Genomic DNA, 19,592 nt, shown 5'->3' with positions numbered 1-19,592 from the left:
TTCTCGCGGTGCGCCGTCGCTGCGGACTGGCGTGTGGGCGGCTCTGCCCTCCCCGTCATCCTACGGCGGGAGTGGCAGAATGCCTCGGGTGAGCTCCCCCGCACCCGAGACCGCACCGGCCGCGCCGGCGCCCCGCCCCGTCCTGACCGCCAAGCAGGCGCAGCGGGCCAACCAGCCGTGGATCGGCATGCTGCTCTCGGTGCTCGCCACCCTCGCCCTCGTGCTCGTGGTGGTCGCGCTCAACCCGAACCCCGCGCCGCGCGCTCCCGGGGACCGGGTGGACGTGGCGGAGGCCGCCGCCACGGTCCCTCACGACGACGGCGCCCTCCCGGCCCTGGCCCCCGAGGTCCCGGAGCCCTGGTACGCCAACTACGCGCGACTGCAGCCGATGGACGGGCTGCAGACGTGGGACGTCGGCTGGGTGGTGACGGACACCGTGTTCGCCGGGCTGCGGCAGACCGCGGACGCCGACCCCACCTGGCTCGCGCTCCGCGTGGGCACCGCCCCGGCCGAGGAGTCCGTGGACGTGGACGGGATCACGTGGCAGCACATGGAGCCCAAGGAGTCCGCCGAGCAGCACTTCGTGGCCGAGGTGGACGGCAGCATCGTGGTGCTGACCACCACCGGCGGACGCGAGGTCCTGGAAGACCTGGCCCGCGCCGTTGCAAAGGAGATCCGATGACCACCCCCCAGAAGCCCGCCGCCGCCGCGGCCCCGATGGCCCGGCGCCCGCACACCCCGGCCGAGGCCTGGCGCCTCCTGCAGGAGGGCAACCGCCGGTTCGTGGAGGGCGACCCCGGCCATCCCAACCAGGACGCCGAGCGCCGCTCCCACCTGACCGCCGGGCAGGAGCCCATCGCGGCGATCTTCGGCTGCTCCGACTCCCGCCTCGCCGCGGAGATCATCTTCGACGTGGGCCTCGGCGACGTGTTCGTCATCCGCACGGCGGGCCAGGTCATCGACGACGCCGTGCTCGGCACGCTCGAGTACGCCGTGGACGTCCTGGACATCCCGCTCGTGGTGGTGCTCGGCCACGACTCGTGCGGCGCGGTGACCGCCGCCGTCGAGGCCTACGAGACCGGGACGATGCCGGCCGGCTTCATCCGCTCACTCGTGGAGCGCATCACCCCGTCCGTGTTCGCCGCGCAGCGCGCCGGCGTGACGGACGTGGACGGCACGGTCGCGGAGCACGTGGACCAGACCTGCGACCGCCTCGTGGAGAGCTCGCGCTCCCTGTACCGCGCTGTCCGGGACGGGCGCGCCGCCGTTGTCGGCCTGACCTACTCGCTGGCCGAGGGCACCGCGCAGCCCGGCCGCGTGCTCGGCGACCTCGAGGTCTGAGCCCCGGCACTTTCGTTCGGGAGATCGTCGTCTCCCCGTCGCCGTCGTGACGGCGAGACGACGGTTTCCCGAGGGAAAGCGAAAGACGGTGCGCGGTGGGGCCCGAGAACTAGGATGGCGGCATGACCGCACAGAACAGTGAGCCGCAGTTCCGCATCGAGCACGACACCATGGGCGAGGTGAAGGTCCCGGTCGACGCGCTCTACAGCGCCCAGACGCAGCGCGCCGTGGAGAACTTCCCGATCTCCGGCAAGACCCTCGAGCCCGCCCACATCCACGCGCTGGCCCAGATCAAGAAGGCCGCCGCGAAGGCGAACGCCGAGCTCGGGATCATCTCCCAGGAGCGCGCGGACGCGATCGTGGCCGCCGCGGATGAGGTGATCGCCGGCGAGCACGACGACCAGTACCCGATCGACGTGTTCCAGACCGGCTCCGGCACCTCCTCGAACATGAACACCAACGAGGTGCTCGCGAACCTCGCCACGCAGTCGCTCCAGGCGGCCGGCTCCGAGGAGACCGTCCACCCGAACGACCACGTGAACGCCTCGCAGTCCTCCAACGACGTGTTCCCCACCTCCGTGCACGTGGCCGTGACCGGCGCGCTGATCAACGACCTGAAGCCGGCCCTGGACCACCTGGCCGCCTCACTGGAGAAGAAGGCCGAGGCGTTCTCCGGCATCGTGAAGTCCGGCCGCACCCACCTCATGGACGCGACCCCGGTGACCCTGGGCCAGGAGTTCGGCGGCTACGCCGCCCAGGTGCGCTACGGCATCGAGCGCATCGACGCCTCCCTGCCCCGGGTGGCCGAGGTGCCCCTCGGCGGCACCGCCGTCGGCACCGGCATCAACACCCCGAAGGGCTTCTCCGCCCGCGTGATCGAGCTGCTCGCCGAGGAGACCGGCCTGCCGATCACCGAGGCCCGCGACCACTTCGAGGCGCAGGCCAACCGCGACGGCCTGATCGAGGCCTCCGGCCAGCTGCGCAACATCGCCTACTCGATCATGAAGATCAACAACGACCTGCGCTGGATGGGCTCCGGCCCCAACACCGGCCTCGGCGAGATCGCGATCCCGGACCTGCAGCCGGGCTCCTCGATCATGCCGGGCAAGGTCAATCCCGTGATCTGCGAGGCCGCCATCATGGTGTGCGCCCAGGTGATCGGCAACGACACCACGATCGCCCTCTCCTCCACCAACGGCGCGTTCGAGCTGAACGTGGGCATCCCCGTGATGGCCGCCAACCTGCTCGAGTCCATCCGCCTGCTGGCCAACACCGCCCGCGTGATGGCGGACAAGATGATCGACGGCCTCGAGGCCAACGAGGAGCGCTGCACCTTCCTGGCCGGCGCCTCCCCGTCCATCGTCACCCCGCTGAACAAGGTGATCGGCTACGAGGCCGCCGCCGCGATCGCCAAGCACTCGGTGAAGAACAAGATGACCGTGCGCGAGGCCGTGGTGGACCTCGGCTACGTGGAGCGCGGCGAGGTCACCGAGGAGCAGCTCGACAAGGCCCTGGACACCATGTCCATGACGCACCCGGAGTGATCCTCCCGGGCGGCTGAGCGCCGCTGCCCTGACCCACGACGACGAAGGCCACCTCCCGGCGGGGGGTGGCCTTCGCTGTGCGTCGGGGTGTCGGCGACTCTGGCATCTGTGGTGGCCGCGCCGAAGAGTCTCGAAAGGACCCGCCGTGACCGACCACGACGTCCCGGGCGCCAGTCTGAGCCGCGCCCCCTGGACGTCGTCAGGACTCTCAGCGGACCATCACCAGCACCCCGACGGCCGCCGCCACCATCGCCGGCCCGAACGGCAGCGCAGTGGACCGGCTCGCCCGCCGCAGCGCCACCAGCACGAGCGCTGAGAGCCCGCCCAGCAGGATCGCCCCGACGCCGGCCGCCACCACGGCGGCCGGCCCGCCGGCCACGCCCGTGTAGAGGCCCAGGCCCGCGGCGAGCTTCACGTCGCCCATGCCGAGGCCGCCTCCGCTGAGCAGATGCAGCACGAACATCGCCACGGCGTAGCCGAGCCCGCCGAGCATGCCGCCCGCCACGAGGTCCCACCGTCCCGCGAGCGCCGCTCCCCCGGCCATCCCCACGAGCCCGCCCAGCGCGAGCCGCAGGGTCCAGCGATTCGGCAGCCGGTGCTCCCGCAGGTCCGTCCGCACGAGCACCGCGCAGCACAGCGCGAACCACGCGACGGCCAGCACCCACACCGCCGCCGTCGTGATGTGCCCGGCAGCCACCGCCCACGCCCACCAACCCATGCGGACCACCCCCCTCCCCGGCCCAGCGTAGGGCCGTCTCCCTGGCGCGCACCCGCTCATCCACAGGCCGCGGATCCCGATGCGCCGCACTTCTCCCGGCCCGCCGTCAGCTCTCTCACATACGGAACACAACGTTGCGTCTGCCGCAAGAGTGGGGCTACAGTTCAGTGATGGTCAGGCCCCAGGGTCGGATCATTCCTGAGACTCCATGGCCCCGATCCCGTTTTTGAGGGGCCATGGTGGCGGGCTTCCTCGGTCCCCAATCCCCCCTCCGCGGGGCCGAGCACCCCCGCCGTTGGGGCCGCTGCCTTGTGCAGCGGCCCCTCTGTCATCTCCGGCGCGGCCTCCCGCTCAGCGCTCCTCCTCGAGCAGCTCGGTCACCAGCGCCGCGATCGGCGAGCGCTCGGATCGGGTGAGGGTGACGTGCCCGAACAGCGGGTGCCCCTTCAGGGTCTCCACCACGGCCGCGATCCCATCGTGCCGGCCCACGCGCAGGTTGTCCCGCTGGCCGACGTCGTGGGTGAGCACCACCTTGGAGTTCCTGCCCATGCGGCTCAGCACGGTCAGCAGCACGTTGCGCTCCAATGACTGCGCCTCGTCCACGATCACCCACGCGTCGTGCAGGGAACGGCCGCGGATGTGGGTGAGCGGCAGGATCTCGAGCATCCCGCGGTCCGTCACCTCATCGATCACGGACGGGGAGACGAGCGCGGAGAGGGTGTCGAACACCGCCTGCGCCCACGGGCCCATCTTCTCGCCCTCTCCGCCGGGCAGGTAGCCGAGCTCCTGGCCGCCCACGGCGTACAGCGGCCGGAACACCACGACCTTGCGGTGCTCCCGGCGCTCCATGACGGCCTCCAGGCCTGCGCACAGCGCGAGGGCCGACTTGCCCGTGCCCGCGCGGCCACCCAGCGAGACGATCCCGACGCTGGAGTCCATCAGCAGGTCGATGGCCAGGCGCTGCTCCGCCGAGCGGCCGTGCAGTCCGAACACGTCCTTGTCCCCGCGCACCAGACGCGCCCGACCGCCGTCGACCACGCGGGCGAGTGCGGAGCCGCGCGTCGAGGAGAGCACCAGCCCCGTGTTCACCGGGAGGCTCTCGGCGCCCGGCTGCTCCTGCCCCGGGCGCTCCTCCACACCCGTGCCGCGCAGGTCCGGGAGCGGCACGCCCTCGAGGGAGACCACGCCCTCCTCGTACAGCGTGTCGAGCCGCTCCTCGTCCAGCGGCAGGGCCACGGTGCCGCGCCAGCCCGAGTCCCGCACGAGCTCATGGCGGTACTCGTCCGCGGACAGGCCCATGGCCGCGGCCTTCACGCGCATCGGCAGGTCCTTGGACACCACGGTCACCTCCCGCCCCTCGTCCGCGAAGGCCTTCGCGACGGCGAGGATGCGCGAGTCGTTGTCCGTCCCGCGGATGCCGAACGGCAGGACGTCCGTGGAGACGTGGTTCAGCTCAACCCGCAGGGTCCCGCCCTCGGGCGTGAGCGGGACGTCGCGGTCCAGGGCGCCGTGGCGCGTGCGCAGGTCGTCGAGGATGCGCAGCGCAGTGCGCGCGAAGTAGCCCAGGTCCGGATCGGCACGCTTGGCCTCGAGCTCGGAGATCACCACAAGCGGCAGGATCACCTCATGTTCGGCGAAGCGCAGCAGCGCCCGCGGATCCGAGAGGAGCACCGAGGTGTCCACCACATAGGAGCGCTCCCCCACGCTCGCCCTGTCCCCCCGCGGGCTCCGGGTGCCCGTCTCCGCGGTCTGCGCCTGCTGCTCCATGCTGCGTGCCTCCTGTGCCGGGGTGAAGGGCGGGCGGCGCCCGCCTGCGGCTCACGCTAGGTCCGCGCGGGGAACGCGGGCGACGCCGAGGGTGAACCCTGGATGAAGAATCCGGGCATCGGCCAGGTCGGCTTCCTAGACTGGGGCCCAGCCCACCCCGTCCTCCGTCAGGAGCCCCCATGCGCAGCACCCCCGGCCCCCTCGCGTCCCCCGAGTCCTCCCGCGGCGCCGGCCTCGCCTCCCGCGCCGACCGCGCCAGTGCCGGCCTGCTGCGCGCCGCCGCCCCCACCGCCGTGCTGATCGTCCTCATGTGGATCGCCCAGCTCGTGCTGATCCTGGGCGGCCGCCTGATCATCCCCGGCGCCGGGCTGATCCCGCGCCACCTGGGGGGCCTGGACGGCGTGCTCTTCTCCCCACTCCTCCATGCCGGCTGGGGCCACCTGATCGGCAACACCACGGCGCTGATCGTCCTCGGCCCGGTGGCCGCGCTCGTCTCCCGCCGCCCGGTCGCGCTCCTGGCCGCCTCGTGGCTCGGCTCGGGCCTGCTCACCTGGCTCATCGGCACGCCGGGGGTGCACATCGGCGCCTCGGGCATCGTCTACGCGCTCATCGCGTTCCTGCTCGTCTACGGCATCGTGGCCCGGCGCGCCCTGGCCGTCGTGGTCTCCGTGGTCGTGGCGGTGACCCACCTGGGCTCCTCGCTCCTCGGCCTGCTGCCCCAGCCGGGCCTGTCCTGGACGGGGCACCTGGCCGGCGCCGTCGTCGGGGTGCTGCTGGCGCTGTGGTGGGGCCGCCGGGACCGCGCCGCCCGCGTCCTGGAGCGGCGTGCCTCCCGCGACGACGCCGCCCTCGCCTCCGCCGCGGAGCAGCGCTGGTTCTGAGGCAGCACCCCCGCCCGCTGGGCGCAGTACTGCCAAGTAGGCCGCCGATTACTTGGCAGTACTGCGCCCAGCACAGCGGTGCGGTGCCCGGCACAGCGGTGAGGTGACCGGCACAGCGGTGAGGTGACCGGCGCAGCGGTGCGGTGCCCGGCACAGCGGTGCGGAGCCCAGCACCGTGGCCAGTGCGCCGCGCCTCAGGCGCCGAAGCGACGCTGCCGCGAGCCGTAGTCGCGCAGGGCACGCAGGAAGTCCACGCGGCGGAACGCGGGCCACATGGCCTCGCAGAAGTAGAACTCCGAGTACGCGGACTGCCACGTGAGGAAGCCGGAGAGCCGCTGCTCACCCGAGGTGCGGATCACCAGGTCCGGGTCCGGCTGGCCGCGGGTGTAGAGGCGCGAGGAGATCTTGTCCACCGTCAGCTCGGCGGCCACGTCCGCGGCAGAGCGGCCCTCGGCGTCGGCCTCGCGCAGCAGCTCGCGCACCGCGTCCACGATCTCGAGCCGGCCCCCGTAGCCCACCGCCACGTTCACGTGCACCCCGTCGTGCCCCTGCGTGCGCTCCGCGAGGGCGCGCAGCCGCCGGGCCATGCCGGGCGGGAGCAGGTCCACGGCGCCAACCGGCTGCACGCGCACGGGCCGCCGGCCCTCGGTCGGCTCGGCGAGGCGCTCGGCGGTGGACATGATGATCTCCAGCAGGGGCGCGAGCTCCTCCTCGGGGCGGCTGAGGTTCTCGGTGGAGAGCATGTACAGGGTCACCACGGGCACCCCGACGTCGTCGCACCACCCGATGAAGTCCAGGATCCGCTCCGCACCGGCCTGGTGCCCCTCCTGCGTGGTGGCGCCGAACGCGCGGGCCCAGCGGCGGTTGCCGTCCACGAGCACGCCCACGTGGTGCGGGAGGCGCTCCGCGTCCAGGCCGCGGGCCAGTCGCCGCTCGTACAGGCGGTAGAAGACGTCGGGCTGGCGCACGGCGCACCTCGCTTTCACGGCCGGCCGAGGGGCCGGGCGGCAGGTTCCGGAGGTCTCAGGATACGTGCGTCCGCCTCGGAGGTCCCTGGAGGCGGCACCACCGGCAGAGGAGGAAGATGGAGGGCATGGACGACGCGACGCCCCGCACGGACGCCACCACCCGGCCCCGACCCCCGCGCTGGCGGATCGAACGGGTCCGCGACCCCGAGCACCCCCTGTACAAGCCGCGGCTGCGCGGCTGGGTGCACGCGGTGATGGCCCCGCTCGTGCTCGTGGCGGGCATCGTGCTGATCGCCCTGGCGCCGCCGCACCTGCGCGCCGCGTGCGTGGTCTACGTGATCACCGGGCTGCTGCTGTTCGGCGTCTCGGCCACCTACCACCTCATCCAGTGGAACGAGACGGTCTCCCGCGTGCTCAAGCGGCTGGACCACACGAACATCATGCTCGTGATCTCCGGGACGTACACGCCGCTCGCGCTGGCGATGCTGCCGCCGGACACGGCCCGGCTGCTGCTCACGCTCGTGTGGGTGGGCGCGGTGGCCGGCGTCGCGTTCCGCGTCGTGTGGACGGACGCGCCGCGCTGGCTGTACACGCCCGTGTACGTGCTCCTGGGCCTGGCGGCGCTGCTGTTCATCGGCGACTTCTTCGCCGCGAGCGTGCCCGCCGCCGTCCTCGTGTGCGCCGGCGGCGCGGCGTACATCGTGGGGGCCGTGTTCTATGCCCTGAAGGCGCCCACGATCCACCGTGAGTGGTTCGGCTTCCACGAGCTCTTCCACGTGTTCACGGTGGGCGGGTTCGTGTGCCACTTCGTGGCCATCATGATGGTGGTCCTGGCCGCGCGCTGAGCGGCGGCGGCTCCCTCGTCCTGGGGGACGACGCGCGGGTCAGGGGCGTCCGGTGTCCGGCGCCTTCGGCTCCGGGGTGGGCTCGGCGAGGTAGCCGGGGTACTTGGCGCGGAGGCGCTCGAGGCGGTCCTCGGCGTCGGCGTCCAGGTGCTCGCCGCCCTCCCGGACCTCCTCCGGGAGGTGCCGCTGGTGCCGGTCCACGAGCATGGCCTCGGCCTGCGGGGAGCGCTGCTGCACGCGGCGCACGGAGCGGACCATGAGCCGCAGCACGATGACGGCCATGGCCACCATGAGGGCGGTGAACAGGAACCCCTCGATGCCCGGGGTCACGTCCGCCTCCTCGAGGCCGGGACGCAGGGTGGGCTCGGGCGCGGCCGGCAGGGGCGCCGTGCTCGCGGCCACCGCGGCGGCGGAGAGGGCGAGGGACAGGCCAGACAGGGTGATCACGACCGACCACTCTACCGGCCGGCCGGCTCAGCGCAGCCCGGCGAAGACGTCGTCCTCCGGCAGCTGCGTGGGCACGCGGGAGTCCACGAGGCAGTAGTCCTCCCACGGCCACGCGGCCCGCAGCATCTCGTTCGGGGCGGCGAAGAACGGGCCGTCCGGGTCCACCTGGGTGCGGTGCGCGCGCAGGGCGGCGTCCCGGTGCTCGAGGTAGTCGGCCACGGGGACCTGCGTGGTCACGGGGTGGTCCGGCATCACCCACGCGGGCACGTGCTCCGGGTCCGGGACGTCCTCCCCGGCCTCCCGACGGCGCAGCACCTCCCGCATGGTCTCCATCTGTGCGTAGAAGGACATCCGCTGGCCGAAGGGGGACTCGTCCCCGGCCGCCACGAACGCCTCGTGGAGCGTGCGGTACTTCTCCGGGTTGAACGCGCGGTCGTAGTACAGCTTCGAGACCTCCCACGCGGGGCCGGTCTCGGGGTACGCCGCCGGATCGCCGGCGGCGCGGTAGGCCTCGACCGTCACGTGGTGCGCCTGGATGTGGTCCGGGTGCGGGTAGCCGCCCTCCTCGTCGTACGCGATCAGCACATGGGGCCGGAAGCTCCGCACGAGGGACACCAGCGGGGCGGCGGCGGTGCGCAGCGGCGTCACGGCGAAGCAGTTCGACGGGAGGGCCGGCAGCGGGTCGCCCTCGGGCAGGCCGGAGTCGAGGAAGCCCAGCCACTCGTGCCGGATGCCGAGCGCGGCCACGGCCTCGGCCATCTCGTCCCGGCGCACCGCGGCGATGTCCCGATCCGTGCGCACGGCGTCCTCGTACTGCGGGTTCAGCAGGTCGCCGGCCTCGCCGCCCGTGCAGGTCACCACCATCACCTCGGCGCCGGCCTCCACGTAGGCGGCCATCATGGCCGCGCCCTTTGAGGACTCGTCGTCCGGGTGGGCGTGCACGGCCATGAGGCGCAGACCCTGCGAGGCCGGCACCCGCGCGGCCGGATCGGTGGTGGCGGAGGGCTGCGCGTTCACGGTCGGTGGCTCGCTTTCGACGGGGCGGAGGGGGTGCAGGGGAGCGGCTCAGCGGCGCCGCACGGACCGTGCAGGATAGGCTGGGCGGCGATGTCCTCCGCCACCCCGCACGCCGCTCACGCGCAGGAGCCCACCCTAGCCAACCGCTACGGGACGGACCAGTCGCGCCCGGGCCGCCGACGCGCCTGGATCGCCCTGGGTGTCGTCGCGTTCCTCTCCGCCGTGGCCCTGGCGATCGTGATCGGCCTGAGCGTCTCGGTGGGGCGGATCGAGTCCAAGGAGATCGGCTACGAGATCGTGGACGACTCCCTCGCGCGCGTCACGTTCCAGGTGAGCGTCCCGGAGGACGTCACCGCCGAGTGCGACATCGTGGTGATGGACGCCCAGGCCGCCCCGGTGGGCTTCCGCACCGTGCGGCCCGCATCGCTCCCCGCCGACGAGCGGACGAGGCCCTCCGACTCCACCTGGTCCTACACCGTGGACGTCCGCACGGTCGGCCGGGGCGTGACCGGGGTCGTGGACACGTGCCGCGCCGTCTGACGCGCCCCTGACCAGTCCCTGACGCGCCCCCGACCGGCCGGCGGACGATCACCGTCCTCCCGCCGCGCACCCGTGGACCTTGGTGTGACGCCCGCCGCTGACGTAGACTGGACCGAGTTTCCCGCCCCGCCGGTCAGGCAGGCGCCTGCGGATCCCTCCCGGATCCCGCGGTCACCTGGACGGCGGGGTTCTTCGCATGTGGGCGCAGGCCGGCCCCGGACCCCCGTCCGCGCCGACCGCGCCCACCCATCCCCATGACGACGAGAAAGGCGGCCAGCATGACGACGAACCAGTCCGACGCCCCGTGGCTGACCCAGGAGGCGTTCGATCGCCTGTCCAAGGAGCTCGAGCACATCTCCGGCCCCGGGCGCCAGGAGATCATCGAGCGCATCGAGGCGGCCCGCGACGAGGGCGACCTCAAGGAGAACGGCGGCTACCACGCCGCCCGCGAGGAGCAGTCCAAGAACGAGGGCCGCATCGCCGAGCTCAAGCACCTCCTCGAAACCGCCCGCGTGGGCGAGGCCGCCGAGAACGACGGCGCCGTGCACCCGGGCACCGTGGTGACCGCCGTCGTCGCCGGCGACGAGATGACGTTCCTCTTCGGCAACCGCGAGATCGCGGCCGACGACGAGTCCCTCGAGGTCTACTCCGAGCGCTCCCCGCTCGGCGAGGCCATCAACGGCGCCACGAAGGGCCACAAGGTCACCTACACCGCGCCGAACGGCAAGGAGATCAAGGTCGAGGTCAAGGACGTCCAGCCGTACAAGGGCTGACCCCTCCCCCGGGCACGCGCGACGGCGGCCGGAGCACCCGAGAGCGGGCGCACCGGCCGCCGTCGTGCGTCCCCCGGCGTTGCTACGCTGTGGCCATGCTCACCGCCGAGAAGACCCACCTGCTCCTCACCCGCGCCGACGGCCGCTCCGAGTCCCCTGCCCACCACGGGATCGCCCTGTCCGCCGCCGCGCTCGCGGACCTGCGCGAGGCGGGCATGGTGCGGGTGGAGGACGCCCCCGTGGCGTCCGCCCGGCTGTGGGTGGTGGCCGGCGGCACGGCGGGCGACCCCGTGCTGGACGGGCTGCTCCCGGGCGTGGACGCGCTCTCCGGCGAGAAGGTGTCCGCGGTGGTCGCCAAGGGCAGGCCGGCGGCGCTCAAGCCCGTGGCGGCGCACCTCGTGGAGACCGGGGAGCTCGAGGAGCACAAGGCCTTCCTCACCACCCGCCGCGTGCCGGTGACCACCTCCGTCAAGGACGGCCTCACGTCCCACCTCACCGCCGTCGTGCTGGACGAGGCCGATCCCACCGCCGAGGACGTCCTGCTCCTCGGAATCCTCCAGCACCTCAACCTCGCCCGCCGTCTGCTGCCCGGCGCGCACGAGCGCTACGACCGCCGCGAGTTCACCCGCCGCATCGAGGCCCTCACCCGCTCCGACCTGCTGGTGCAGGCCGTGCGGGCGGCGGTGGCCGGGCGCGGCGGCGCGATCGCGGCCACCGCGGCCGGGGTCACGTCCGACTGACGCGCCGGGCGGCGCCTCTCAGAGGTGCTGCCGAGGGCTGTAGCCGGCGGACCGCAGCGCCTCGAGCACCGCGAGGGAGTGCTCATGGCCGCGCGTCTCCATGTCGATCGTGATGTGCACCCCGCCCAGGGAGAGCTGCGGGCCCACGCGCGTGTGGTCCACGCGCACCACGTTGGCCTCCTCCTCCGCGATGATCCGGGAGATCGTCGCGAGCTCGCCCGGCCGGTCCCGCAGCGGGATCCGCACGGTCATGTAGCGGCCCGCGGCCGAGAGGCCGGACTGGATGGACTTCAGCAGCAGCATGGGGTCGATGTTCCCGCCGGAGAGCACCACCGCGGTGGTGCCGAGCTCGAAGCCCAGGTCCGCGACGCGCCCGGAGAGCAGCGCCGCCACCCCCACCGCGCCCGCCGGCTCCACCACGAGCTTGGAGCGCTCCAGCAGGTGCACGAGGGCCGCGGCGATCTCGTCGTCGGTCACGGTGACCACTGCGTCCACGAGCGCGGAGACGATCGCGAACGGCACGGCGCCGGGCCGGCCCACCGCGATCCCGTCCGCGATGGTGGAGGTGTGCTCGAGGGCCTGCGCGCGACCCTCGGCGAGCGAGGGCGGATAGGCCGCCGCGCCCGCCGCCTGCACCCCTACCACGCGGACCTCGCGCCCGGAGAGGCGGGCCCTCTCCTTCATGGCGACGGCGACGCCGGAGATCAGCCCGCCACCGCCGATGCCCACGATGACGGTGTCCACCTCGGGCAGGGCATCCAGGATCTCGAGGCCCACGGTCCCCTGGCCGGCCACCACGTCGGCGCTGTCGAACGGGTGGATGAACACCGCGCCCGTCTCGTCGGCGTGCCGCTGGGCCTCCGCGAGCGCCTCGTCCACGGTGGACCCGTGCAGCACGACCTCGGCGCCGTGCTCCCGCGTGGCCTGCAGCTTCGGCAGGGCGACGCCGCGGGGCATCACGATCCGCGCACGGATGCCGAGCCGCGCCGCCGCCGAGGCCACGCCCTGCGCGTGGTTGCCGGCGGAGGCGGCCACCACGCCGCGCGCCCGCTCCTCGGGGGAGAGCGCGGCCATGCGCACGTACGCGCCGCGCACCTTGAACGATCCTGCGCGCTGCAGGTTCTCGCATTTGAGGTGCACCGGGGTGCCCGCCTCCCGGCTGAGCGGACGCGCGTGCTGCAGCGGGGTCACCTCGGCGACGTCGGCGAGCACCTCCCGGGCCCGCTCGACGTCGGCCAGGGTCACGGGCAGGGAATGACCCGGATCTGCCGCGGGGTCCCGCGGCGCGGGGCGCACCCAGCGCACCCCGACGTCGGATCCGGCCACGTGGCCGACGTCCCCTTCTCCCTGTGCGGCGCTCACGCGCGGTCCGTGTGCGTGGCGGCCTCCTCCTGGGAGGCCAGGGCGGGGTCCTGGTGGTCGTCGGGGACGTGCCTGTGCGATCCCGCGGCGTCCACGGACGCTGCCGGGTCGAGGTGTGCGTCGGAACGGGAGGTGAGGGACTCCGGCTCCTCGACGCTGAGCCCTCGGATGAACGAGTTCACGAACGCGAGCAGCGGCACGGAGAAGACGGCGCCCACGAGGCCCATCACGGTGGAGCCGGTGGCCACGGCGAGGAAGACGGCGAGCGGATGCAGTGCGACCGCCTTGCCCATCACGAGCGGCTGGAGGACGTTCGACTCCAGCTGCTGCACGAGGATGACCACGCCGAGCATGAGCAGCGCGTTGACCGGCCCATTGGCCATGAGGGCCAGGAGCACGGCCAGGCCGCCGCTGACCACGGCGCCGACCATGGGGATGAAGGAGGCCAGGAACACGAGCACCGCGAGCGGAATGGGCAGCGGCACCCCGAGGAGCAGCGCGCCCAGGCCGATGCCCACGGCGTCGATGAAGGCCACCAGGATCTGCACGCGCACGTAGGAGCCGAGGGAGCGCCAGCCGGAGCGGCCCGCGCGGTCGACGGTGTGGCGGTGCGCCTTGGGCACGAAGAGCAGCAGGAAGCGCCAGATGCGGTCGCCGTCGTAGAGGAAGAAGATCAGGGTGAACAGGGCGATGAAGACGCCGGTGCCGATGTTGGCCGCGGTGGTGCCGAAGCTCAGCGCGCTGTCCATGACCGCGCCCGAGTGGTCCCGGATCGTCTGCCACATGCTGTCCAGGCTCTCCGAGCTGATCTGCGTGTTCACGCCCATGGTGCCCAGCCAGGCGACGGCGCCGTCCACGGCCTGGCCGAGCCTCTCGCTCAGGTCGGCGAACCCCTGGACGACCTGCTGGCCCGCCAGCGCGGCGAGCCCGACCACCACGAGGATCAGCAGCAGCACGCACAGGAGCGACGCGAGGACCTTGGTGACCCCGCCCTTGCGCAGTGCCTCGTAGACCGGGGTGAGCAGCGTGGCGAGCAGGGCGGCCACGAGCAGCGGGATGATGATCAGGCTGACGAAGCTCGCCAGGTGCCACACGACGGCGAGGCCCACGATGATCGCCACGATGCGCCACGACCACGCCGCGGCCACCGTCAGCCCGTAGGGCACGTCCTTGTTGATCTTGGTCTGCGCGGAGAGCGTGGAGCTCATGCGTCGGTCTCCTCGGGTGCGATGGACGGGATGAGGCCCCACTGGGCGGACCAGCGGGCGCCGGGGGCGAGGCGGTGCAGGCCCTCACCCGAGTTCAGGGCGTCCGCGGGGGCCGTGAGCGGCTCCACGGCGAGGGCGGTCTCCCGGCCCGGGAGCCGGTCGGTCACGAACACGTGGGTCCAGGCGAAGGCCGGATCGGTCCACAGGGTCACGGACCGGCCGTCCGGGGCGCGGAGGGTCTGGCGGTGGCGTCCGTCGTCGTCGGCCCGCAGCTGCGTGAGGCCGACGTCGAGGCCGGCCGTGCCCACGGCGCGTCCGGCACGGAAGTCGCGGTCCGTGCCCTCCACGGACAGGGTCTCCACGGGGATCAGGTCCTCCCCCGTGCGGATCCAGGCCGCGGCGGGGACGGTGAGCGTGAGGTCCTGGGTCGGCACGTCCCCGACGCGCAGGTAGGGGTGCGCTCCGAACGCGACGGGCGCGGCGGCGGCCGCGTGGTTCTCCAGCTCCATGGTGACCGTGAGGGCGCCGTCGTCGCCGAGCGCGTACGCGACGCGGTGCGTGAGGCGGAAGGGCCAGCCGTGCTGCGGGTGGACCTCCGCGCGCAGGCGCACCTCGTGCGCGGAGACCTGCTCGGGCACGAACTGCGTGTTCCGCAGCAGCCCGTGGATCGCGTGGCCGCGGGCCGGCTCGGTGATGTCCAGCTGTTGCTCGACCCCGCCCAGGCTCCAGCGGCCGGCGGCCACGCGGTTGGGCCACGGGCTCATCTGGATGCCGTTGCCGGCGGGCGGGATCACGTCCTCGCCGTAGGGCTCCGTGAGGTCCACCCCGTGCACGCGGTACGTGCGCAGCGCGCCGGCCAGGCCGACGACGACGGCCTCGGCGCCCGCCCGCTCGAGGCGGTACTGGGTGCCGCCGGCCGCGGCCGCGCCGAAGGCGGCCGGAGGCGTCTCAGAGGGGGTCACACGAGCTCCTGAGCAGTGAGGGGGCGGGGGCGATCATGCCCAATCTACGCGTTCAGCACGCAGGCCACCCCGTCCGGTGAGGGACGGGGCGGCCTGCGGGAGCCGGCGGGGGGCGGGAGGCCGCCCGGCGCCGGGTCAGTCGTTGTTGCGGAAGATCGCCAGGAGGCGAAGGATCTCCACGTACAGCCACACGAGCGTGACCGTCAGGCCGAAGGCCACGGTCCAGGAGTACTTCTGCGGAGCTCCGGCCTTCACGCCCTCCGCACCCATCTCGAAGTCCATGGTGAGGGAGTACGCGGCGAGGAGCACGGCCACGGCGCCGATCAGCAGGCCGAGGGGGCCCTCACGCATGCCGAAGCCCTCGAGCACACCGGTCCAGGTCAGGACCATGTTGATCAGGGAGAAGAGGAGGTAGCCGAGCATGGCGGCCATGACGATCTTGGTCATCTTCGGCGTGGGGCGGAACTTGCCCGAGGTGTAGAGCGCGAGCATCACGGCGAACACGGAGAACGTGCCGAGCACGGCCTGCACCACGATGCCCGGGTAGCTGCTCTCGAACACCCGCGAGATGCCGCCGATGAACAGGCCCTCGGCCAGCGCGTAGAGCATGATCAGGGCCGGCGAGGGGTTCTTCTTGAACGAGTTGACCAGGCCGAGGACGAGGCCCACGATCGCGCCGATCGCCATGAGCGCGGGCAGGGCCCAGCCGACCGCCGCGCCCACGATCACGAGGATCAGCATGAGCCCGGTCTTGCCGATGATGTCGTTGTAGGTCATGCGGCCCGTGTGCTCGGCACCGGCGGCGGGGCCGCGGAACGCGTCCTCCATGCTCTGCTGGTGCGCGTGCTGCTGGGCGGCCTGGCCGGCGCCGAACGCCTGGGCCTGGCCGTAGGGCGACGGCGGCTGGCCGTAGGGGGCCTGGGCGCTCTGCGTGCCGCCCTGGTACCACCCCGGCTGCTGCTGGCCGGCATGCATCTGCTGCTGGAAGTTCTGTGAGTTCATCACCGGGTTGGCCACGGCGTGCTCCTTGGGTCATGGTCGGCCCGGTCACGCGGACGCCGGGGGGACGCCGCGCATGCTCCGGAGGATCCGCTCCAGTATATCGGGATGCTCCACGGACGTCTCCGGGCGACGGCGATCCCCCGCATGCGCCCGTCGGCTGTTCACGGTGGGCGCAGTTCCTGGGCCTGCGCTGGGTGGGCCTGCCGGCGCACCGAGCGCGCGGCACCCCTGGTGCCCCCGGCGGGACTCGAACCCGCAACACACCGATTTTAAGTCGGCCGCCTCTGCCAGTTGGGCCACGGGGGCGGCGGCGGGGCGGGCCCCGCACACCGCGGACGAGCAGCGGCCCCGCCCGATTCCTCGGACGGGGCCGCCGCGGGTCGGCAGGATCAGATCGCGGGCTCAGCCTGGGCCGTGTCCCGCTCGCGCTGCTCGAAGCGGACGGGCTCCAGCTCGACGCCGGCCGCCGCGCGGAAGGCGTTGAACGGGGTGTCCTGGCCGCTCACGGAGGTGGTGTCACGGCCGAAGAGGGTCTCGGCGATCCAGCCCGAGGCGATGCGGAAGCGGCGCTCCAGGGTGGGCATGGCGTAGATGTGGTAGCCGCGGTGGGCGAGCCAGGCCGGCACGCCGTTGATCTTCAGGCCCATCGGGTTGCCGACGCCCTTGAGGAAGCCGAGGCCGGCGACGGCGCCGAGGGACTTGTGCACGTACTCCGCGACCTCGCCCTCGCCGTGGCGGACGGCCATGTAGTTGGCGGCCAGCTGCTTGGCCTGGCGCACGGCGTGCTGGGCGTTCGGCACGCAGAAGCCGCCGGGGCCGGAGCCGGTGAGGTCGGGCACGGCGCACACGTCGCCGCAGCCCCACGCGCCCTCGAGCACGCCGGACTCGCCGTCCTTCACCTGGAGGGTGGGGGTGACCTCGATGCGGCCGCGCTGCTCCACGGGGAAGTCGGTCTGCTTGGCCACGCCGTTGGCGGCCACGCCCGCGGTCCACACGAGGGTGTCCGCCGGGAACTTCTCCTTGACGGCCTTGTCCTCGCTCTTCATGTCGGTCAGCGTCATGACGCGGCCGGTCGCATCGCCCAGCGAGGTGTTCAGGAGGACCTCGATGCCGCGGTCCTGCAGGTGCTTCACCACGTTCTCGGCCTGGTCCTCGGAGACCTCGGGCATGATGCGGCCCATGGCCTCGACGAGGACGATGCGGACCTCGGACTGGGAGAGACGCTCGTTGCGCTCCACGGCGGTGCGGATGACGTTCTCCATCTCCGCCACCGTCTCGATGCCGGCGAAGCCACCGCCGACCACCACGAAGGTCAGGGCCCGTCGGCGCTCCTCGGCGTCGGTGGACAGGGACGCGGCGTCGAGGCGCTCCAGGATCTGGTTGCGCAGCGCGACGGCCTCCTCCACGGTCTTCAGGCCGATCCCGTTCTCGCCCAGGCCCGGGATCGGGAAGACGCGCGTGGTGGCGCCGGCCGTCATGACGACGTCCTGGTAGGGGAGCTCGAACTCGGCGCCGTCCTCGCCGCGCACGGTGGCGACCTTGCGGGCGTGCTCCACCTTCACGACGGTGCCGCGGACGACCTCGGTGTCCTTGAGGTGGGTCTGGTGGTCCACCACGGCGTGGCGGCCCTCGATGTGGCCGCCCACGATCTCGGGCAGGAAGGGCTGGTACTGCATGTAGGGCAGGGGGTCCACCAGGGTGACGACGCCACCCCGATCCTTCACCTTCGTCTGCAGGGCCTTGGCGATGTGGAAGCCGGCATAGCCGCCGCCGACGATCAGCAGGCGCGGCTGGGGAGAGAGCTCAGGGGTGAGTGACATGGTGCCCATCCTACGCCCAGCCCGGCCGCCGGCTCAGCCCCTCGGGGCCCCTTCAGGAGCGCAGGGACAGCACGATCCCGTCGAGGATGTCGTGCTCGCTCGCCCACGCCTCCGCCACGCCGGAGACCGCTGCGACGCGCTCGAGCAGCTGGGCCCAGATGAGGGAGCCGGCGCCGATCACGTCCGTTCGTCCCGGATGCAGGAAGCCGCGCTCGGCACGCTGGGACCTCGAGGCCGCCAGCAGGGCCTCGGCGGCCGCGCGGAAGCGCTCCACGGGGAGGTGCGTGCCGTGGATCCGCTCGGCGTCGTGCTCCTCGAGGCCGAGGGCCTCCGCGGTCACGGTGGTCACGGTCCCCGCCACGCCGACCACGCGGGCGACGCGCTCGAGCGGCAGGCGGGCGGCGACGTCGTCGAGGATCTCCCCGACGGCGGCCCGCGCCGCCGCCACCTCGTCCGCCGATGGCGGGTCCGAGTGCAGGAAGCGCTCGGTGAAGCGCACGCAGCCCATGTCCGTGCTCACAGCGCCCACCACCGTGCCGTCCGCGGTGCCCACCACGAACTCGGTGGAGCCGCCGCCGAGGTCCACCACGAGGATCAGGTCCTCCGCGCCGAGTCCCGCGACGTCCACGGCGGAGACCGCGCCGGAGAAGGAGAGCCGCGCCTCCTCCTCGCCCGAGACCACCTCGGGCTCCACCCCCAGGCGCTCGGCCACCCCGGCCACGAACCCGGCCCGGTTGGAGACGTCGCGGCTGGCGGAGGTGGCCACGAAGCGCACGCGGCCGGCGTGGTGGCGCTGGACCAGGCGGGCGTACTCGTCCACCGCGGCGAACGTGCGCTCGAGGGCGGCCTCGGCGAACGCACCGGTCGCGTCCACACCCTCCCCCAGGCGCACCACGCGCATCTCGCGCACGACGTCGGCGAGCGGGGCGGCGGCGCCGTCCGCGCCCTCCGCGGGACGGGAGATGAGCAGGCGGATCGAGTTGGTCCCGCAGTCGACGCCGGCCACGGTGATCCGCTCCAGCTCCGCCACGCGCTCCAGGTGCTTCACGTGGCGGGAGAGGTCGCGGGTGGGCACGGCGGCGTCGGTGTCCCACGCGCCCTCGCACGCGCAGGAGTCCGGGGTCCACCACTCGGCCACGAGCGCGAGCGCCTCGTCGCCCAGGCGGTTCACGCCGGGTCCCCCCGCGAGCGCGTGGCCCACGAGCACGTGCAGGCACTTCACGCGCTCCGGCATGCCGCCGGCCGAGATCCCGTCGATCTCCGGGACCTCGCCCGTGCCGGCGTCGGCGCCCACGCGGGCCCGCTCGGCGAGATAGGCCTCGTGCGCGGCGCGGTGCGCGGCGGCGAGCTCCGGGTCCGTGGCGAGCCTCTCGTTCATGCGTGCCATCTCCCCGTCCGCCTCGAGGCGCGAGACCGCCGCGGTCAGCACGGGGTGCGTCAGGTAGAAGGTGGTGGGGAACGGGATGCCGTTGGACAGCCTCGGGGCCGTGGTGGCCACGAGCGGGTTGCCGCACACGCAGCGCGCGCCGATCTCCACCACGTCGCGCACGGGGCGGCCGAGCTGCAGCGAGAGCGTGTCGCGGTCCTCGTCGGTGACGGCGCGGGACGCGGCGTCGGAGGTGGCGGGGCGGGAGGTGTCGGTCATGGCGTCCTTCGA

At 73.2% G+C, this 19,592-nt stretch carries 19 protein-coding genes and 1 tRNA gene; 8 read left to right on the top strand and 12 right to left on the bottom strand.

Going from position 1 to position 19,592, the window contains the following annotated elements; genetic code table 11:
- Window positions 1-79: 79 nt before the first annotated feature.
- The 3 genes from LG274_RS10845 (at window position 80) to LG274_RS10835 (ending at window position 2,885) form a co-directional block, all read left to right on the top strand.
- On the top strand, window positions 80-682 hold the full coding sequence (locus tag LG274_RS10845) for a DUF4245 domain-containing protein (protein ID WP_248115436.1): 603 nt from the start codon (window positions 80-82) through the stop codon (window positions 680-682).
- A complete protein-coding gene (locus LG274_RS10840) occupies window positions 679-1,341 on the top strand; it encodes a carbonic anhydrase (RefSeq protein ID WP_404464405.1) in 663 nt (220 codons plus the stop codon). The genes LG274_RS10845 and LG274_RS10840 overlap by 4 nt, the downstream gene beginning before the upstream one ends.
- A gap of 122 nt (window positions 1,342-1,463) precedes the next feature.
- A complete protein-coding gene (locus tag LG274_RS10835) occupies window positions 1,464-2,885 on the top strand; it encodes a class II fumarate hydratase (protein ID WP_248115435.1) in 1,422 nt (473 codons plus the stop codon).
- A gap of 208 nt (window positions 2,886-3,093) precedes the next feature.
- Here the strand turns inward: LG274_RS10835 and LG274_RS10830 are convergent, their stop codons facing one another.
- Window positions 3,094-3,603 carry a prepilin peptidase gene (locus LG274_RS10830; protein ID WP_298714090.1) on the bottom strand — a complete coding sequence of 170 codons (510 nt, stop codon included), beginning with the start codon at window positions 3,601-3,603 and terminating at the stop codon, window positions 3,094-3,096.
- A 351-nt stretch (window positions 3,604-3,954) separates the two neighbouring features.
- Window positions 3,955-5,370, bottom strand: coding sequence for a PhoH family protein (locus tag LG274_RS10825; RefSeq protein WP_248115433.1), 1,416 nt, complete (start codon window positions 5,368-5,370; stop codon window positions 3,955-3,957).
- A 179-nt stretch (window positions 5,371-5,549) separates the two neighbouring features.
- On the opposite strand from LG274_RS10825, the gene LG274_RS10820 reads away from it, so the two are divergent.
- Window positions 5,550-6,251, top strand: a complete 702-nt coding sequence (locus tag LG274_RS10820; RefSeq protein ID WP_298714088.1) for a rhomboid family intramembrane serine protease — start codon at window positions 5,550-5,552, stop codon at window positions 6,249-6,251.
- A 194-nt stretch (window positions 6,252-6,445) separates the two neighbouring features.
- Here LG274_RS10820 and LG274_RS10815 read toward each other — a convergent pair whose 3' ends face one another.
- A complete protein-coding gene (locus LG274_RS10815; protein ID WP_298714085.1) occupies window positions 6,446-7,219 on the bottom strand; it encodes an isoprenyl transferase in 774 nt (257 codons plus the stop codon).
- Window positions 7,220-7,344: 125 nt separating this feature from the next.
- Here LG274_RS10815 and LG274_RS10810 point away from each other — a divergent pair, with 125 nt between their 5' ends.
- On the top strand, window positions 7,345-8,064 hold the full coding sequence (locus tag LG274_RS10810; RefSeq protein WP_248115430.1) for a hemolysin III family protein: 720 nt from the start codon (window positions 7,345-7,347) through the stop codon (window positions 8,062-8,064).
- A gap of 39 nt (window positions 8,065-8,103) precedes the next feature.
- On the opposite strand, the gene LG274_RS10805 is transcribed toward LG274_RS10810, so the two are convergent.
- Both LG274_RS10805 and mca read right to left on the bottom strand, forming a co-directional pair.
- Window positions 8,104-8,511: a hypothetical protein gene (locus LG274_RS10805; RefSeq protein WP_298714081.1), complete on the bottom strand. Its 408-nt coding sequence runs from the start codon at window positions 8,509-8,511 to the stop codon at window positions 8,104-8,106.
- A 27-nt stretch (window positions 8,512-8,538) separates the two neighbouring features.
- Window positions 8,539-9,459 (bottom strand): mycothiol conjugate amidase Mca, encoded by a 921-nt coding sequence (gene mca / locus LG274_RS10800; protein WP_298714266.1) that lies wholly within the window; start codon window positions 9,457-9,459, stop codon window positions 8,539-8,541.
- Window positions 9,460-9,618: 159 nt separating this feature from the next.
- Between mca and LG274_RS10795 the strand changes: the two genes are divergently transcribed.
- The 3 genes from LG274_RS10795 (at window position 9,619) to LG274_RS10785 (ending at window position 11,581) form a co-directional block, all read left to right on the top strand.
- A complete protein-coding gene (locus LG274_RS10795) occupies window positions 9,619-10,068 on the top strand; it encodes a DUF4307 domain-containing protein (RefSeq protein WP_248115428.1) in 450 nt (149 codons plus the stop codon).
- 278 nt (window positions 10,069-10,346) lie between these two features.
- Window positions 10,347-10,841, top strand: a complete 495-nt coding sequence (greA, locus tag LG274_RS10790; protein WP_248115427.1) for a transcription elongation factor GreA — start codon at window positions 10,347-10,349, stop codon at window positions 10,839-10,841.
- 95 nt (window positions 10,842-10,936) lie between these two features.
- Window positions 10,937-11,581 carry a GPP34 family phosphoprotein gene (locus LG274_RS10785; protein WP_248115426.1) on the top strand — a complete coding sequence of 215 codons (645 nt, stop codon included), beginning with the start codon at window positions 10,937-10,939 and terminating at the stop codon, window positions 11,579-11,581.
- Between the two features lie 18 nt (window positions 11,582-11,599).
- Here LG274_RS10785 and ilvA read toward each other — a convergent pair whose 3' ends face one another.
- The 7 genes from ilvA to LG274_RS10750 all read right to left on the bottom strand — a co-directional run bounded on the left by ilvA (window position 11,600) and on the right by LG274_RS10750 (window position 19,580).
- A complete protein-coding gene (gene ilvA / locus LG274_RS10780; RefSeq protein ID WP_298714263.1) occupies window positions 11,600-12,886 on the bottom strand; it encodes a threonine ammonia-lyase in 1,287 nt (428 codons plus the stop codon).
- Window positions 12,887-12,939: 53 nt separating this feature from the next.
- On the bottom strand, window positions 12,940-14,151 hold the full coding sequence (locus LG274_RS10775; RefSeq protein ID WP_298714076.1) for an AI-2E family transporter: 1,212 nt from the start codon (window positions 14,149-14,151) through the stop codon (window positions 12,940-12,942).
- The gene (locus LG274_RS10770) at window positions 14,148-15,113 is read right to left on the bottom strand and encodes an aldose 1-epimerase family protein (RefSeq protein WP_248115424.1); all 966 of its coding nucleotides are present in this window, start codon (window positions 15,111-15,113) and stop codon (window positions 14,148-14,150) included. The genes LG274_RS10775 and LG274_RS10770 overlap by 4 nt, the downstream gene beginning before the upstream one ends.
- Window positions 15,114-15,248: 135 nt before the next feature.
- A complete protein-coding gene (locus tag LG274_RS10765; protein ID WP_248115423.1) occupies window positions 15,249-16,130 on the bottom strand; it encodes a Bax inhibitor-1/YccA family protein in 882 nt (293 codons plus the stop codon).
- Between the two features lie 214 nt (window positions 16,131-16,344).
- Window positions 16,345-16,421, bottom strand: a tRNA-Leu gene (locus LG274_RS10760).
- 83 nt (window positions 16,422-16,504) lie between these two features.
- Complete coding sequence (locus tag LG274_RS10755) at window positions 16,505-17,935, bottom strand: NAD(P)/FAD-dependent oxidoreductase (RefSeq protein ID WP_298714073.1); 1,431 nt, start codon at window positions 17,933-17,935, stop codon at window positions 16,505-16,507.
- A 52-nt stretch (window positions 17,936-17,987) separates the two neighbouring features.
- The gene (locus LG274_RS10750; protein ID WP_298714069.1) at window positions 17,988-19,580 is read right to left on the bottom strand and encodes a DUF501 domain-containing protein; all 1,593 of its coding nucleotides are present in this window, start codon (window positions 19,578-19,580) and stop codon (window positions 17,988-17,990) included.
- Between the last annotated feature and the right edge of the window lie 12 nt (window positions 19,581-19,592).

This window comes from Micrococcus antarcticus, from assembly GCF_044872765.1.
Lineage (GTDB): Bacteria > Actinomycetota > Actinomycetes > Actinomycetales > Micrococcaceae > Micrococcus.
Note: the sequence above shows the minus strand (reverse complement) of the source record. Positions and strands in the feature narration are given on the sequence as shown.

What these genes read in the sequence shown, in the direction of transcription:
- LG274_RS10845 (WP_248115436.1), top strand. Translation starts at nt 80, where the DNA reads ATGCCTCGGGTGAGCTCCCCCGCACCCGAGACCGCACCGGCCGCGCCG.
- LG274_RS10840 (WP_404464405.1), top strand. Translation starts at nt 679, where the DNA reads ATGACCACCCCCCAGAAGCCCGCCGCCGCCGCGGCCCCGATGGCCCGG.
- LG274_RS10835 (WP_248115435.1), top strand. Translation starts at nt 1,464, where the DNA reads ATGACCGCACAGAACAGTGAGCCGCAGTTCCGCATCGAGCACGACACC.
- LG274_RS10830 (WP_298714090.1), bottom strand. Translation starts at nt 3,603, where the DNA reads ATGGGTTGGTGGGCGTGGGCGGTGGCTGCCGGGCACATCACGACGGCG.
- LG274_RS10825 (WP_248115433.1), bottom strand. Translation starts at nt 5,370, where the DNA reads ATGGAGCAGCAGGCGCAGACCGCGGAGACGGGCACCCGGAGCCCGCGG.
- LG274_RS10820 (WP_298714088.1), top strand. Translation starts at nt 5,550, where the DNA reads ATGCGCAGCACCCCCGGCCCCCTCGCGTCCCCCGAGTCCTCCCGCGGC.
- LG274_RS10810 (WP_248115430.1), top strand. Translation starts at nt 7,345, where the DNA reads ATGGACGACGCGACGCCCCGCACGGACGCCACCACCCGGCCCCGACCC.
- mca (WP_298714266.1), bottom strand. Translation starts at nt 9,459, where the DNA reads ATGGCCGTGCACGCCCACCCGGACGACGAGTCCTCAAAGGGCGCGGCC.
- LG274_RS10795 (WP_248115428.1), top strand. Translation starts at nt 9,619, where the DNA reads ATGTCCTCCGCCACCCCGCACGCCGCTCACGCGCAGGAGCCCACCCTA.
- greA (WP_248115427.1), top strand. Translation starts at nt 10,347, where the DNA reads ATGACGACGAACCAGTCCGACGCCCCGTGGCTGACCCAGGAGGCGTTC.
- LG274_RS10785 (WP_248115426.1), top strand. Translation starts at nt 10,937, where the DNA reads ATGCTCACCGCCGAGAAGACCCACCTGCTCCTCACCCGCGCCGACGGC.
- LG274_RS10775 (WP_298714076.1), bottom strand. Translation starts at nt 14,151, where the DNA reads ATGAGCTCCACGCTCTCCGCGCAGACCAAGATCAACAAGGACGTGCCC.
- LG274_RS10755 (WP_298714073.1), bottom strand. Translation starts at nt 17,935, where the DNA reads ATGTCACTCACCCCTGAGCTCTCTCCCCAGCCGCGCCTGCTGATCGTC.
- LG274_RS10750 (WP_298714069.1), bottom strand. Translation starts at nt 19,580, where the DNA reads ATGACCGACACCTCCCGCCCCGCCACCTCCGACGCCGCGTCCCGCGCC.